The 14,108-nt window shown below is 59.2% G+C and carries 11 protein-coding genes and 1 riboswitch; of the genes, 1 reads left to right on the top strand and 10 read right to left on the bottom strand.

Annotated elements, in window-relative coordinates:
* Positions 1-272 precede the first annotated feature (272 nt).
* Positions 273-386, bottom strand: a riboswitch (TPP riboswitch).
* A 127-nt stretch (positions 387-513) separates the two neighbouring features.
* Positions 514-861, bottom strand: coding sequence for a cupin domain-containing protein (locus LD110_RS02505; protein WP_225496107.1), 348 nt, complete (start codon positions 859-861; stop codon positions 514-516).
* A gap of 678 nt (positions 862-1,539) precedes the next feature.
* Between LD110_RS02505 and LD110_RS02500 the strand changes: the two genes are divergently transcribed.
* Positions 1,540-3,042, top strand: a complete 1,503-nt coding sequence (locus LD110_RS02500) for an amino acid permease (RefSeq protein ID WP_225496106.1) — start codon at positions 1,540-1,542, stop codon at positions 3,040-3,042.
* Between the two features lie 501 nt (positions 3,043-3,543).
* Here LD110_RS02500 and LD110_RS02495 read toward each other — a convergent pair.
* From LD110_RS02495 to LD110_RS02455, 9 genes are all read right to left on the bottom strand, one after another.
* Complete coding sequence (locus tag LD110_RS02495; protein WP_225496105.1) at positions 3,544-5,031, bottom strand: NAD-dependent succinate-semialdehyde dehydrogenase; 1,488 nt, start codon at positions 5,029-5,031, stop codon at positions 3,544-3,546.
* Positions 5,028-6,329, bottom strand: a complete 1,302-nt coding sequence (locus tag LD110_RS02490; protein WP_225496104.1) for an aspartate aminotransferase family protein — start codon at positions 6,327-6,329, stop codon at positions 5,028-5,030. The genes LD110_RS02495 and LD110_RS02490 overlap by 4 nt, the downstream gene beginning before the upstream one ends.
* Positions 6,330-6,474: 145 nt before the next feature.
* Positions 6,475-7,371: a LysR family transcriptional regulator gene (locus LD110_RS02485; RefSeq protein WP_225496103.1), complete on the bottom strand. Its 897-nt coding sequence runs from the start codon at positions 7,369-7,371 to the stop codon at positions 6,475-6,477.
* Between the two features lie 297 nt (positions 7,372-7,668).
* A complete protein-coding gene (locus tag LD110_RS02480; RefSeq protein ID WP_225496102.1) occupies positions 7,669-8,883 on the bottom strand; it encodes a CopD family protein in 1,215 nt (404 codons plus the stop codon).
* A 693-nt stretch (positions 8,884-9,576) separates the two neighbouring features.
* Positions 9,577-10,323, bottom strand: coding sequence for a GntR family transcriptional regulator (locus LD110_RS02475; protein ID WP_225496428.1), 747 nt, complete (start codon positions 10,321-10,323; stop codon positions 9,577-9,579).
* Positions 10,324-10,360: 37 nt separating this feature from the next.
* Complete coding sequence (locus LD110_RS02470; protein ID WP_225496101.1) at positions 10,361-11,128, bottom strand: amino acid ABC transporter ATP-binding protein; 768 nt, start codon at positions 11,126-11,128, stop codon at positions 10,361-10,363.
* Entirely contained in the window at positions 11,125-12,021 is an 897-nt protein-coding gene (locus tag LD110_RS02465) for an amino acid ABC transporter permease (RefSeq protein ID WP_225496100.1), read from the bottom strand. The genes LD110_RS02470 and LD110_RS02465 overlap by 4 nt, the downstream gene beginning before the upstream one ends.
* A gap of 45 nt (positions 12,022-12,066) precedes the next feature.
* Positions 12,067-12,993: an ABC transporter substrate-binding protein gene (locus LD110_RS02460; protein WP_225496099.1), complete on the bottom strand. Its 927-nt coding sequence runs from the start codon at positions 12,991-12,993 to the stop codon at positions 12,067-12,069.
* A gap of 401 nt (positions 12,994-13,394) precedes the next feature.
* On the bottom strand, positions 13,395-14,087 hold the full coding sequence (locus LD110_RS02455) for a GntR family transcriptional regulator (protein WP_225496098.1): 693 nt from the start codon (positions 14,085-14,087) through the stop codon (positions 13,395-13,397).
* Positions 14,088-14,108 lie beyond the last annotated feature (21 nt).

The following is a 14,108-nucleotide window of genomic DNA, read 5'->3' as shown; positions in this document are numbered from 1 at the left end:
GATCCGTCGTGTTTCGCGCCCTGGCAGAGAACCGGACGCTTCGTTTCAAGGATCACACTGGCTGGCTGTAAGAGCGAGTGGTGCGCTGTTGGCCAACGCGCCGTCCCCCGGAAACATGAACCCACACGCGGCCGCCAGAAGAAACAAAAGACCCCGGGTCGAGAGACCAAGGGGTGGGGTGTTCGGACATCATTCACTGGCATGTTTTGGCCTGTGGGCTCGAAGAACCTTGGGAGGTCCCATCAACCCATCAACCTGCCGAGGACATCACGAGACCTGCGAGGCGTTTTCCCTGCGCCGGCATTGTCCGGATCAAGTAATAGGGGTCGCCAGTCGATCCTTCGATCGTCTGGCATCTCAGCCTCTTGGCTCCCTCGCCCGTCTCGCAGGCCTATAACCAGCATACGCGCGTCGAGCCCTTCGAAACAGGGAAAGAGGCCCTAAAGTGCGTGCGGACCGCCCCCTTCCAAGAGGTGCGGTCCGCAGGTCAGCATCGTGTCAGGTCGAGACGGCTCAGTCGAAGCCGTGGCAGTAAACCTTACGAATGGTCTCAGTGACTTCCCAGCGGCCGGCCCAGCTCTTGGGCTGAACGATCACGTCGCCGCCGGCGATTTCATAACGCGTGCCGGTAGCTGTGTCCGTGATGGTCGCGCGGCCGCTGACGATGTAGCAGACCTCGGTGTCCTCACGAGGGGTTACGTTCCAGCCGCCCGGCTGGCACTCCCAGACGCCCGTCTTAATGGCCGTGTCGAACTTCAGGATGGACGTCTTGGGGTCACCTGAGTCGTAGCCGGCGCGGTGGCCGTTGGGCTCCAACTCCCCAAGGATCTTTGCTCCAGGAACGTGAATATATGGCTGCATACAGCTCTCCTTCTGCTCATGTGTCAATTGTTGACAATCCTAATTCTGACAATCCTAGCCCTATTGTGCAGATGATGTCTATGGCAGACCCATTTTTCTGGAGTTCCTCGGGCAGGTGCAGAGTGGCACGAGCGCGAATGCCAGCGCCGTGAGCATCAGGGGCGACGACGGTCGTCAGCCATGCCCCCAGTCCGACCCGCAACCCGGAGAACAGTGAAAGTGGCTAAAAACATCAGCGCCTACACCATGCCCAGCATGCGCAAGCTGGCCGTGATGCGGACGTTGCCATCTGGGTGCGAAATTCCTGTTGACGGATAATAGTCATCCCTGAATCCGCGCTGCGAAAGGTGACGGGACCAGACCAGCAGGAGATTTCCGTGATCTCCAAATGTAAGGGAAGCTAACAGTTGAGTGTCATGAATATTCGCTTTTTACTACCTTTTTGCCCTTATATGGTTGGTTCACCCAGGCCGGCGCTCTCGGCTGCTGTTAGATATTTATCTTCCTGAGCAGCCCATGACATTAACGACAACCCGGAATGCCGCGTTGTGGGGCGCACTGGAAAAGTATTCCAGCGCCTCCGGAGAACGTTGACGTGCGAGCGCGCCGTCGTTTGGGCAACAAGTGTTTTTCAATCCGCGCTAGCGAAAGATTCACAAAGCACAGGAGCTTTTAACCATGACCAGCCAACACTCCGCTGAATCAAGACATTTGCAAGTCACGAAGGACGACCGCCCCGCTTCTCCCGAGGGGCCAGACGTAACAACCGCCCACATTTCGGCTCACGGGAAGAAGCTTCGGACCCGCCACGTCACCATGATCACGCTGGGCGGGATCATCGGCGCAAGCCTGTTCGTCGGCTCGGCCAACATCGTGCGAACCACAGGACCGGCCGCCACGCTTTCCTACGCAGTTGGCGGCCTGTTCGTCTTCCTGGCAATGCGCATGCTAGGCGAGATGGCAGCGGCCCGGCCGGCCGTTGGTTCCTTCATGGAGTATGCCCGAGTGGGCCTTGGCAACTGGGCTGCATACGTTGTCGGCTGGTTGTACTGGTACTTCTGGGTAGGTGTCATCGCCTATGAGGCGGTCGTCGGCGGCGGCATTCTTCACGGCTGGTTTCCTGCCCTGCCCGCATGGGCTGGTTCACTTGCTCTGCTTGCGATATTCGTTGGCACGAACCTCATTTCCCTTCGAATGTTCGGGGAAACGGAGTTTTGGCTCGCAAGCATCAAGGTAATCGCTATCGTTGTGTTCCTCGCGGCCGGATTGCTGTTCGTGCTAGGGCTCTGGCCCAATGCCACGTTCTCGGTATCGAATCTTTGGGTTCACGGAGGATTCATGCCCAATGGCCTGGGCGTGGTCCTCTCCGGCATTTCCCTGGTCCTCTTCTCGTACTTTGGCACGGAGATCGCCGTCATGGCTGCAGCAGAATCAGAGAACCCCGGGAAGGGAATCCGGCAAGCGGCGAACACTGTCATCTGGCGGGTCATGCTCTTTTATGTCGGAGCGATTCTGGTAATTGTCACGATTGTTCCGTGGAACCTGCTCCCCGAACCTTCGGTAATTGCTCCGTTCACCTACGTCTTCTCAATGTTCGGTGTTCCCGGGGCCGAGGTCGTCATGGGTCTCGTCATCTTCACCGCGGTGATCTCAGTACTCAACTCGGGTACATACTCCGCCTCACGTATGTTCGCGGCCCTCGCTGAACAGGGGCTTGCGCCCGCGGTTGTTGCAAAACGCACCACGCGCGGCGTCCCGGCTCTGGCGGTGATTGCTTCGACAATAGGCGGCCTCATCGCCACGCTCGTGAACTTCATTGCGCCAAGCTCGGGTATTTACGACTTCATCATGAATTCAACCGGACTGGTGGCCCTGTTCGTGTACGTGTTTATCGCAGCCACACAATGGAGCCTGCGGAACAAGATGACAGCTGAGGAAAGGTCGAACCTCAAGCTCAAAGTGTGGCTGTTCCCGTGGCTAAACATCATTTTGATCCTTGGTGCCATCGGCATCGTCGCGATCATGATGCTGAGCGAGAGCGGGCGCACCCAAGTATGGACGAGTTTCACCGCAGCCGGTGCTCTGGTGCTGTTCTGGCCGATCGTACGCAAGAAGATCGCGCTTCAGAAAGAAAAGGAAGCTGTAGTCCGATTCTCCGCCCTGGAAGATACCCATCAGTAGGAATCGACACGAGCCGGTGTTGGATCCGTTAAGCAAAAAGCGCGGAATTAACCCGGATTTGCGGGAGTTTGTGGCGTTATCCCTTGGGATCACGCCACAAACTCCTTTTCCGGCACCCCATAGTTTTGAACACTCACGACGGCGGCGCCGGACTTACGCGGTCAGGGCCTTGGTATGACGCGGGAGCCGCGGGCGACGGCGTCGTACTTTTTCTCCTTTGTCAATCTCCGTTATTATGGGCGCGCTCGAATAATGGAATTTGTCTTTCGACTGCATGGCGGACTTATCTTTTGCAAGGTAATTGACATACCGCCGAAAAGGGGCCGGCGCCAATGCCGGCGCCAGCCCAAACCAAGACAAGACTTGGCACGATCCTTATAAGTTCAGCTGCCCTAAGGATCAGCTCAGATGGTGTTCCTGGGCTTGACCCCTTGGATGACCGAGACACGCCCCTGTCTTTCGCCCTCGTGGGCATCAATCTTGATAGCTAGGGAGCGAATACTAGGCAGTTGCGCGTCGCGCCACGTTATAGAACCGGATGTTTTCGTATTCTTCGAGGCCTTCGGCGCTTCCTTCGCGTCCGAGGCCTGACTGCTTGATGCCGCCGAATGGGGCGGCAGCATTGGACGGTACGCCCTGGTTGATGCCAACGATTCCTGTCTGGAGACGATCGGCGACGTTAAGGGCCCGGTCGAGGTTCTCTGTGAATACATAGCCGGCGAGGCCAAATTCTGTCGCGTTGGCCCGGTTGATTGCCTCGGCTTCTGAGCTAAACCGCTGAATCGCGGCAATGGGGCCGAAAATCTCGGACTGGGCAATGTCGGAATCTTCTGCCACCCGGTCCAGGACAGTCGGGGCAAAGAAGTTGCCTGCAGAGTCGTACCCGTGGCCGCCGGTCAGTAGTGTGGCACCCAGGCTCACTGCATTCTCGGTGTAGGCCTGCATCTGAGCTACTGCACGATCGTCGATTAGTGCACCCAAGGCAGTCAGCTTTCCGAGGCCGCTTCCGACGGCGACCTGGGCGAAGCGTTCGGTGAGGGCGGCCACGAAGTCATTGGCGATCCCATCCTGGACGTAGATGCGGTTGGCTCCAATGCAGGACTGTCCGCCATTGCGCATCTTCGCCGCAAACGTTCCATCCACCGCCCGCTGAAGATCCGCGTCGTTGAAGACGATGAGTGGTGCATTACCGCCGAGTTCCATCGAGCTACGGAGCACATTCCGGGAGGCAAGCTTCAGGAGCTGCCGGCCCACCGGGGTTGATCCGGTGAACGAAACCTTCCGGACCCTTGGGTCAAGCAGGACGGCTTCGCTGAAAGCCCCTGAATTTGATGTGGTAATCACTTGAATCAGTTCTTCAGGCACGCCTGCCTCAATGGCGAGCTGTACAGCAAAGTACGTCGTCAGGGGAGTAAGGGTCGCTGGCTTGATGACTACAGGGCATCCTGCCGCCAGCGCCGGCGCAATCTTTCGGGTTGCCATGGCCAGGGGGAAGTTCCATGGAGTAATCAGCACGGCCAGGCCTACGGGGGAGCGGCGCGTCAGAAGGCTCGCGCCTCCGTCCGGCGTCTCCCGGAAGTTCCCGGCGGGGCGCACTGCCTCCTCCGCGTACCAGCGAACGAAGTCTGTACCATACTTGACCTCGCCGCGCGCCTCTGCAAGCGGCTTGCCCATTTCGCGCGAAATCAGGTGGGCGAGATCTTCAGTGTGGGCAACGAGCTTGTCATACCAAGCGTGCAGCACGTCGGCGCGCTGACGAAGAGTGCTACCTGACCACTCAGTTCCTGCCGCGTCGGCCTTCCCAACAGCTTCCAGTGCAGCCTCAACATCAGCGTCAGGGACGTAAGCAATGGTCTCGGTGGTGGCCGGGTCCTGAACCGGGATGCCTTGGCTGGGCAGTTTGATGGATTGGATGACTGCATCCGCGTGCCGGAGGCTGTCCGGGTCTGCAGCAATCAGCGGGGTGATGGTTTGGGATACATGGCTCATCTGTTCTCCTGCTCGGTAATGGCTTGCTCTATGGCGGTGACAAAAAGGGTTAGTTCACGATCGCTGATAATGAACGGCGGGCTGACCTGAAGAGTGTTACCGCGCAACGGCCGGGCGATGTATCCAAGCTCAATAAGGCCGTCGCAAACCTGCTCGGCCTTCAGGTGGTTTGCGAGGGTGATACCCCCCAGCAGCCCCGCAACCCGCACGTCCGTGACGGCAGCCTGTCGCAGGGCGAGCTTGTCGAATTCTGTCCGCAACACCACTTCGAGTTCCTTGACTCGAGGAAGCAGCCGATCGCGCTCAAGGATTTCCAAGTGGCGCAGGGCTACCGCGGCGGCGGTTGCATGCCCGGCATAGGTGGCGCCATGACGGAATACGGGCGTATCCGGTGAGTCGATGTAGAACGGTTCCCACAAGCGCGGGCTAACGAGGACCCCGCCTAGTGGTGCATACCCGGAGGTGACTCCCTTGGCAAACGTCACTAGATCTGGTTTGATCCCGTAGCGTTCGGCTGCAAACATCGTCCCGACGCGACCGAAGCCCGTGATGACTTCATCCAGAATCAAAAGGATGTCGTTGTCCCGGCAGATCTCTTGAATGGCTTCAAGGTAGCCAGGTGCAGGTGGGTTCACGCCCCCGGTGCCCTGAACAGGTTCGGTGACAATTGCTGCGATGTATTCCGGTCCCACCTCTGCAATGACGGCTCCGACTTGCTGCGGATCGTTGAAGGACACCCTTGCCGTTTCGGGCACAAGGGAGTCCGTACCATACCCTTCACGGTTGAAGTCCAGGCCAGCGATACTTGTGCCGTACGCGTGGAGGCCATGGTAAGCAAACTCGCGGCTGAGAATGACCTTTTTGGTGGCGAGGCCTTCACGCTGCCAATGACGGCGGGCTAGCTTGCATGCGACATCGATGGCATCTGAACCGCCTGAGTTGAGAATGACCTTCGAACTGTCAATCGGCGAGATCTCCGCGAGCCGCTCGCCGAGGGCTAGAGCCTTGTCGTTCGTGAAGCGGGCGAAGATGTGATACGTCTCAAGCCGCATCATCTGATTGAAAGCGGCTTCAGCTAGTTCAGGATTCGAATGACCAAGGTTGGCGTGCCATAGGCCAGCGGTGCCATCAAACAGGCGTCGGCCGTCTTTCGTGTAGACATAGGCTCCTTCTCCTCTGTCGATGACGAGCTGCCGGCCGAGCACCGTTGGCGTGTGTGCTTGGGCGGGCCAAAGAGCGGGCCCATCCAGCAGGCTTGAGCGTGAGCTGCTCGGAGATGAAACGTTGTTGACGGTCACTTGTGCTTCGCCCCTTCCGGGTGCAGTCATGGCGTTTGGCAGGAACTACCGCATGATGGCGAGGCAATACGGCGTCGAAGAAAATTTAGCGACGCCCGTCCGTAAATAAAAGCGAATGTTATCGACGCTTATATGTAAGGTTTGCTTACATGTGCGAAGTTAGCCGGAATGCTTGGATAATCGCTTCCCGCACGGCCACGAGCGCCAGGTTGTGTTCCGACCCCTGCCTCACGAGGTAATGGATGCTTCGCCGCTGGTCCGAGGGAAGCCAGGAACTCGGTTCCACGTCACTGCCTGCCTCGCGCACTACCATGTCGGGCAGAAACGCTGCGGCCAGCCCCTGTTCAACCATCCTGAGGTGAAAAAGGAGATCCGAGGATACATGGGCGATGACCGGCTCAATCCCCCGCTCCCGACATACTCGCAGGGCCCATTGGGTGGACGCCGAGGAAAGGGGTTCTACGACCCAGCGCACCGTACGTAGCTGATCAAAGTCATCAAAGGTGAGGCCATGCGGCAGATAGCCCCGAACGGGGTCCTGGCCAATGATGGTGGTGTGGATGCCCCCATTTGGGGCCCCTTGCGTGCCGGGAAATGCGTCAGTCACAACAGCATCAACCTGCCGCGATATGAGCTGCAGGACAGCGGTTTCCGGCTCCTCGCGACGCAGGCGCACGTCGAGGCCCGGATAACTTCTGGTCAGTTCAGCAACGGCCGTTGGCAGGACACTGCGGCTGATGGTTGCAAACGCAGCGACGGTAACCACGCCCTGGGCCCGCTGGTGGGAGGTCGCCAAATCAGATTCCGCATGCTCAATGGCCGCCAGGATTGCCTCTGTATTCCGCACCAGTTCTTCGCCAGCCGGAGTGAGCTTGACGCTGCGACCAACCTTCTCCAGCAAAACCACGCCTGTTTCCTTCTCCAGGACTCCCAGCTGCTGGGAAATGGCGGAATGGCTGTACGCGAGTTCCCGTGCCGCAGCGCTCATGCTGCCGTGCAAGTTGACTTCCCTCAGCAGTATGAGGCGGTGAAGATCTAGCATTGTGCCGAGCAATCCAATCAGCTGTTCGAAATCGCGACATCGACCATCGTATTCCGCATCGGACCCAACGAGGGGACGCGCTGTCGACATCTCGGGCCGACCAGGTTTGGCCATGCCGCCACGCGCTCGATCGCAGGGCTTCTGGCTGCTTCGTAGCGTTCGTACGGCCCCGTACCGGGAGAGCGCGATCCCATAGCACGTGTTGTCATGCGCCGGTCCTCGCGCGATCCCGGATCAGGAGTCCTGCTCGATCAAGCCAACCATCGTGATCGATGGGCGGATGCCGCCTTCAGCGCATCATGCTACGTCCTGGGGTACCTCTTCGCGGCGGGCCGTGGCGGTAGCGGCATGGGCGGCGACCTCGCGTCGGGCCAGGGCATCTGAGGCCTTCGCCGTTGCGTAGAGGGAAGCCGCCAGCGTGAGGGCGAGGGCAACGCCCACGGTGATGATGCCGGCGTCGACGGGTGGGGCGACATCGCCCGTCGCCTCGGCGCGGGCCGTCCCGTTGAAGAAAGTAATGGCGACCAGTACCCCGACGCCGAGGGCGACCTCGGTCCAGACGATCCTCGGGAAATGACGAAGGGTCAGGTGTACGAGGGAGACATCGGGGTCCGCCTGACGGGCCAGGGCAATGCGTGGCATCAGCCAGAACTCGTTCACGGCGCCTGCTGCCATCATGCCCAATACCAGGACGAGCTTGACCAACAGGATCGCTCCGTTGGTCGTAGTCCACAGCTGCGAGATGCTGCCGATGTGCTGCCATGCCAGCCACAGGCCGGAGATCAGCACGGCTCCGACGCTTATCAGCGCGACAAAGCCGAATCGCCGCCAGATGTCCGCCCACAGCAGGCCGGCGCGATCGCTCAGACTGCGACGCGAGCCAGCAAGGACAACGAGCAGAGCCAGGCCGCCGAGCCATGCGCAGGCGCCGGCAATGTGGGCCTGAATGAAGATCTTGCTGAGTAGCGCATCTGTGGTCGCGAAGGGGGCCGGTGGTACGAGCCTGATTAGCGCCGCCGCCAGGGCGAGGGGCAGCGCGGTCAGCGCCAGCCTGTCCAGCCGGCGCCGTGCTAGTGGGCTAAACAGGGCGATCAGCAGGGCGGAGGTCAGAACGATGATGATGTTCTGCACTAGGAAGAGCGTGCCCTCCGCAACCCAGCTGCCCGGCTTCGCGGGTGCAGTCAGGAAGGCCCATATCTGTCCGGGATCCAGGGCCTCGCTGTACGGCATGCCCTTCCCCGACCGGGCCACGCGTGCCGCGAGCTGGAAGTAGGCTGTGACTGCGAGCAGGACCCCCGCCCAGGCCAGGGAAATCGCAGTCCGGCGACGCAGGGTCTCGATATCGCCGCCCTCGTTTCCCGATGTTCGCAGCGCCGGGCGTACCACCGCCGCGTGCGTCACGGTGCCGCCAATGGCCGCGGACAGGCCCACAAAATAGCCAAAGAGAGAGAGCATTTGCCAAAGCGGGGGGAGGGTATAGACCGTCGCAGATGCATTGAGGTAAGCGTTCATGACGCTGATCGTATTGCCGATAGTTGACAATTGACAATCTGGAAGGTCCCGGGCCGTAACTCGATCGTGTGGCGATGAAACTAAGTGAATTTTCGCTCAGCGATCTTTTGTATCTGGGTTCTTTCATTGACGTGCAGAAGTTCACCAAATCGGGGGACAGCCAGCCCGACAAATTCGTGATAGTTCTTTTTATCCACAGGTCACAACATGCTTTTGAGTAGCTGGATGAGGGGAATTGCAAGGCGCCGTTGGTTTGGCATTTGATAACCCGTGATAATGGGACATCGGCCAGCCTAGGCCGCGGCGCACGGCTACGTCTCTCGCGAACTCGCCGAACCCGCAGGGGCGGCTGTGATCGCCGTCGGGCCATTTCCACGTACGTCGACGTCAATTCAGTCTTGGTCGCAGGCATGGCCGACCTGGTCGCGCAGGGCCGCACGCATCTGGACAACCAGCAGTGGACGCTGCACGCAGCCGTCGAACAGGATTACCGCGGACCGGCTCCGACTGGTTTCTACACTTCGGGGTTGTGGCAAGGATCTTGTGGTTGCGGGGACGCGCCGCCGCTGCCATGACCGCACAGCGCCTCAGGCTAGGCGATGAGGAATAAGGTGAGCGGCCGGGCAAACGGAGGGAGGCCGGGTTTCCAAAAAGGCCCGGCCTCTCTCTTTTGGGAGTGATGTGGCAAGGTTCTTAGGCGGTAATTTCCTTGTTCTGGGCAGAGGCCGTGAGATCCTCAACGGCCTTTTGCATGTGTCGTTTGATGGCAGAGAGGAGCCCTGCTGTGTCGCCCGCTTCGAGTAGATCCAGAAGGGTCTGGTGTTCCTGCACCAGCACGTCTACGCGGGGGTAGGAAACCTCCAGATTGAGGATGCACATTCTGGATTCTGCTGCCAAGGTCTTGTAAATGCGTATCAGGCGTGTGTTACCTGCACCGGCAACAAAGGCTGTGTGGAATTCCATGTCGAGTCGTGCAATCGCCTGCCAGTCGGATCGGGCAACCTGCTTCGCCATGTCCTTGATGATTTTCTTCAGGACCTGGCACGTGTCTTTGATCTGCTCCTGCCCGGCGTCCAGCAGGATATTTGCAGCGGCAGATTCCACGGCCTCGCGGACGGCATAGATCTCTTTGATGTCATCAGTTGAAAGCTCCAGGACGAACACTCCCCGGTTCCGATGGCTGACCAGAAGACCTTCCTGGGCCAGGCGTTGCAACGCCTCCCGGAGAGGGCCCCGTGAAGTGCGCAGCTGCCCTGAAAGAACGGACTCGTTAAGCTGCTGTCCCGGACGGAAGACCCCCTGAACAATTTGCTCCCGCAATTGATCGGCAATGACTTGGGCCGTAGGCCTTCCTTCGAGCACAAACAGTCCTTCCGGCGCCGTCATGGACATCCCCTCATCTTCTACTCCCAGTTGTAACAAAATTCCGACAATCAGCACTTCCAAGGCCAATTCTGACCTGCTTCACGTCCATCATTCAGAGCACCTTCTCGAGGAAGGCCTGGGTTCGGCGCTCTTTCGGACGGGCAAGGACCTCACGTGCATCGCCGCGTTCAACCACGAAGCCCTCGTCCATGAAGAGCAGGGAGTCGGAGACCTCGCGGGCAAAGCCCATTTCGTGCGTGACCACAACCATTGTCATGCCTTTTTTGGCAAGGTCTTTCATGACAGCCAGGACTTCACCGACTTTTTCGGGATCCAGGGCGCTCGTTGGCTCGTCGAAAAGCATGATATCCGGGTCCATGGCCAGGGACCGCGCCATCGCCACACGTTGCTGCTGCCCGCCGGAGAGCTGCGCGGGGTAGTGTTCGCCGAAAGCTCCCAGGCCCACGCTTGCCAGCAGTTCCTGCGCCCGCCTGGCAGCTTCGCGCTTGTCGCCGCCTTTGACCAGCACGGGCCCGGCCATGACGTTTTCCTTGGCGGTCATATTGGGGAAGAGGTTGAACTGCTGGAAGACCATGCCAATCCTGGTGCGCTGAAGGGCCAGCTCTCTCTTGCTGAGGGCGTGGTACGCGGTTTCCGTTTCGTAATAACCCACGTTTTCGCCGTTGACTTTCAGGACCCCTGAGTCGACAGTTTCCAGGCCGTTGATGCAGCGCAGAAGCGTTGATTTGCCAGACCCGCTGGGTCCGATAATGCAGCAGATCTCGCCGCTGGAGATGTCGAGATCGACGTCTTTCAAGACCAATTTGGCGCCGAAGGACTTTCGGATTCCGCGGGCATAAATGGTGCCGGCGCTACTCATCGGGCAATACCTTCCGGTTCTGTCAGCACAACTTTCTTCGCCCTCCGCGGAAGCCTGACGGATGGACGCGAGTACCTTTGCTCGAGCTTGGATTGCGGGTAGCTAAGCAGCAGGGTCATGAGGAGGTACCAGAGGCTGGCGACGATCAGCAGCGGGATGGTCTCGTAGGTGCGGGCGTAGATCAACTGGGCACTCTGCAGCAGCTCCGCGACGCCAAGGACGCTCACCAGCGAAGTTTCCTTGAACATACCGATGACCTGGTTTCCGGTTGCGGGGATGATCGAGGGCATCGCCTGGGGAATGATGACCTTGCGCATCTTCGTCCAGCCGCTCATCCCGAGGGAGTCGGCCGCTTCGATCTGGCCCTTGCCGACGGCGGAGAAACCGCCGCGGATGATCTCCGCCATGTAGGCAGCTTCGTTTAGGGTCAGGCCGATGAGGGCTGCTGTGATGGGCGCAATCAGGGCGTTCACGTCGATGGCGGTATTGATGTCCGTGAAGGGAATTCCGATGGTCAGGTTGGGATAAAGCGCGGCGATGTTGAACCAGAAGATGAGCTGCACCAGGACTGGCGTTCCACGGAAGAGGGTGATGTAGACGCCGGCTGTGGCGGCGACTGGTTTGATAGTGGAGGATCTCATGATGGCAAGCGCCAGGCCAAGCAGCGTTCCGAGGGCCATGCTGGCAATGGTCAGGAAGATCGTCAGCATCAGTCCGCGAATGATGGTTTCATGCGTGAAGTACCTGGCCACCACGCCCCATTTGAAATTGGGGTTGGTTACTACGGAGGCGAGTACCCCCAGGCCGACAAGGCTGCACACAACCCAGGCGACGTACTCGAAGGTGCTCCGACGCCGCAGCCGCGGTTTGAGCGCAGGGTCCATCCCACCCATGGCGGTTTCATTTCGTCGACCAATGAATTTCGACACGATGTCCCTCTAATTGAGCTTTGCTTCGGGGATGGCACCTGATTCGAGGCCCCAATGGGCAAGTGACTTCTTGTATTCCGGGCTGTCCAGGATGGACTGCACGGAAGCCTGGAGAGCCGGGGTCAGAGGGGATCCCTTTTTGAGGCCCATGGCAACTATGTGGTCCGAGCGGGTATCAACCTGCGGCGTCAGGACTGTGAAGGTGTTCGGCTGCTGCTTGTCTGCCCACGCAAGCGCCGGGGTGTCGTAGAAGACGCCGTCCACGCGCCTCGATGCCAACTGCGTGAGCGCTTCCTGAACGTTGGGGAGTGTGATGCCGTTGATGGCCGGCTTGCCCTTTGAAGTGCAGGTCCACTCAGACACGTTCGGAAGGTGGTGCAGCTGGGCGGTTGATCCCTTTGTCACGGCGATGTTCCGACCGCACATGTCGTCATTCGTGATGTTCAGGGGATTGCCATGAGCCACCGCCACTGATACGCCGCTGTTGAAGTAGTCGATCATGTCGAGAACTTTTAGCCGTTCGGGTGTTGGTGCCATGGTGGTGACGGTGAAGTCGTAGCGGCCGCCGTCGATGCCGGGAATGATCGTGTCGAAGGCCGTGTTCTCGAACTTGAGCTTCAGGCCGAGCTTCTTGGCCACGAGGCGGGCCATGTCCGGGTTGAGGCCGATCGGTGTCACGTTGTCCTCGGCAAGAAACGTCGTCGGCGGATAGTGAAGGTCCATCGCAACCGTCAGGACGCCCTTATCCTTGTAGGCCTGCGGCAGCAGCCTCATTGCAGCCTCATCAGGCCGCACACCTTCCGAAATATCAGCCGTGTTTGTCGTGTTGGATTCTTCACGTGCCCGATCGTTGCCGGCGTTCGACGTACACGCACTTAGCGCAAATAAGAGAGCCGTTGCCGCGGCGGCAGCCCGGGCTTTGATTCTCGTGCTCACAGTGCCTCCGTTCACATGTTCCGAACCCAGGTTTCAGTAGAGACAATGAGGAACCTTCACCAGCTGCTGCACACCCAACGGTGGGCGCTGGCAATTGGGATGGATCACTGACCTCTCCGTACCTATATGCAATCACCCCAATCCTCGATCGTCGACAATTTACACAGATTCTTTTTGACGCTGCTCGCCATTGTGTTGTGCCGGATCCCGCCCTCCGGCTCGTGGGGGCTTCAGGCTCTGTTCGCAGGGGGAGTGCGGCATGCGGTACCCCTCGAGCCCGGCCATGCGGCCAGCCCGGCTCCTAAGGGTAAGTACGTAGCACATGCGAGAAAAGGGCACATGCCAGAGAAGGCCAGATCCCTTGGATCTGGCCTTCTCGTATTATTTGGCGGAGCGAATTGCTAGGCGAAGATCTCGTTATCCTCCGATGCGGCAGTGAGATCCTCAACGGCCTTCTGCATGTGCCTTTTGATGGCCTTAAAAAGGTCCTCTCGGTTACCTGCCTCGAGCAGATCTAGAATATTCTGATGCTCCTCAACCAGGACGTCGATTCGAGGGTAGGAAACTTCCAGGTTGAAAATACACATTCTGGATTCAGCGGCGAGAGTCTCGTAGATTCTCATGAGGCGCGAGTTGCCTGCGCCGGCGACGAATGTGGTGTGGAAATCCATGTCCAATCGTGCGATTGCCCGCCAATCGGATAAAGCAACCTGCTTCGCCATGTCCCTGATGATTCTTTTCAGGGCCAGGCCGGTATCCCTGGTGGATTTGGACCCGGCGTCCAACAACGCGGCGGCGGCAGTTGATTCCACAGCTTCGCGTGCCGCGTAGATCTCCCTAATGTCCTCGATCGCGAGCTCAAGGACGAAGACCCCGCGGTTGCGTCGGCTGACAAGAATCCCTTCCTGGCATAGACGCTGCAATGCTTCACGGACCGGGCCCCTGGACGTGCTTAATTGGCTTGCCAGTACCGATTCGTTAATTTGTTCTCCCGGACGGAAGGCCCCTTGAACAATTTGTTCCCGCAACTGATCGGCGATCAGCTGTGCAGTAGGTCGTCCCTCCAGTACAAACAGACCTTCCGCCGCCGTCATTGATATCCCCTCATCTCATAA

Origin of the sequence: Arthrobacter sp. M4 (genome assembly GCF_020251205.1) — a bacterium.
Lineage (GTDB): Bacteria > Actinomycetota > Actinomycetes > Actinomycetales > Micrococcaceae > Arthrobacter.
The sequence above is the reverse complement of the archived record's forward strand: the minus strand, read 5'-3'. Positions and strand labels throughout refer to the sequence as shown.

Bases quoted from the DNA above. Each gene is read 5' to 3' on its own strand.
- LD110_RS02505 (WP_225496107.1), bottom strand. From the start codon at position 861: ATGCAGCCATATATTCACGTTCCTGGAGCAAAGATCCTTGGGGAGTTG.
- LD110_RS02500 (WP_225496106.1), top strand. From the start codon at position 1,540: ATGACCAGCCAACACTCCGCTGAATCAAGACATTTGCAAGTCACGAAG.
- LD110_RS02495 (WP_225496105.1), bottom strand. From the start codon at position 5,031: ATGAGCCATGTATCCCAAACCATCACCCCGCTGATTGCTGCAGACCCG.
- LD110_RS02485 (WP_225496103.1), bottom strand. From the start codon at position 7,371: ATGCTAGATCTTCACCGCCTCATACTGCTGAGGGAAGTCAACTTGCAC.
- LD110_RS02480 (WP_225496102.1), bottom strand. From the start codon at position 8,883: ATGAACGCTTACCTCAATGCATCTGCGACGGTCTATACCCTCCCCCCG.
- LD110_RS02470 (WP_225496101.1), bottom strand. From the start codon at position 11,128: ATGAGTAGCGCCGGCACCATTTATGCCCGCGGAATCCGAAAGTCCTTC.
- LD110_RS02465 (WP_225496100.1), bottom strand. From the start codon at position 12,021: ATGGGTGGGATGGACCCTGCGCTCAAACCGCGGCTGCGGCGTCGGAGC.
- LD110_RS02455 (WP_225496098.1), bottom strand. From the start codon at position 14,087: ATGACGGCGGCGGAAGGTCTGTTTGTACTGGAGGGACGACCTACTGCA.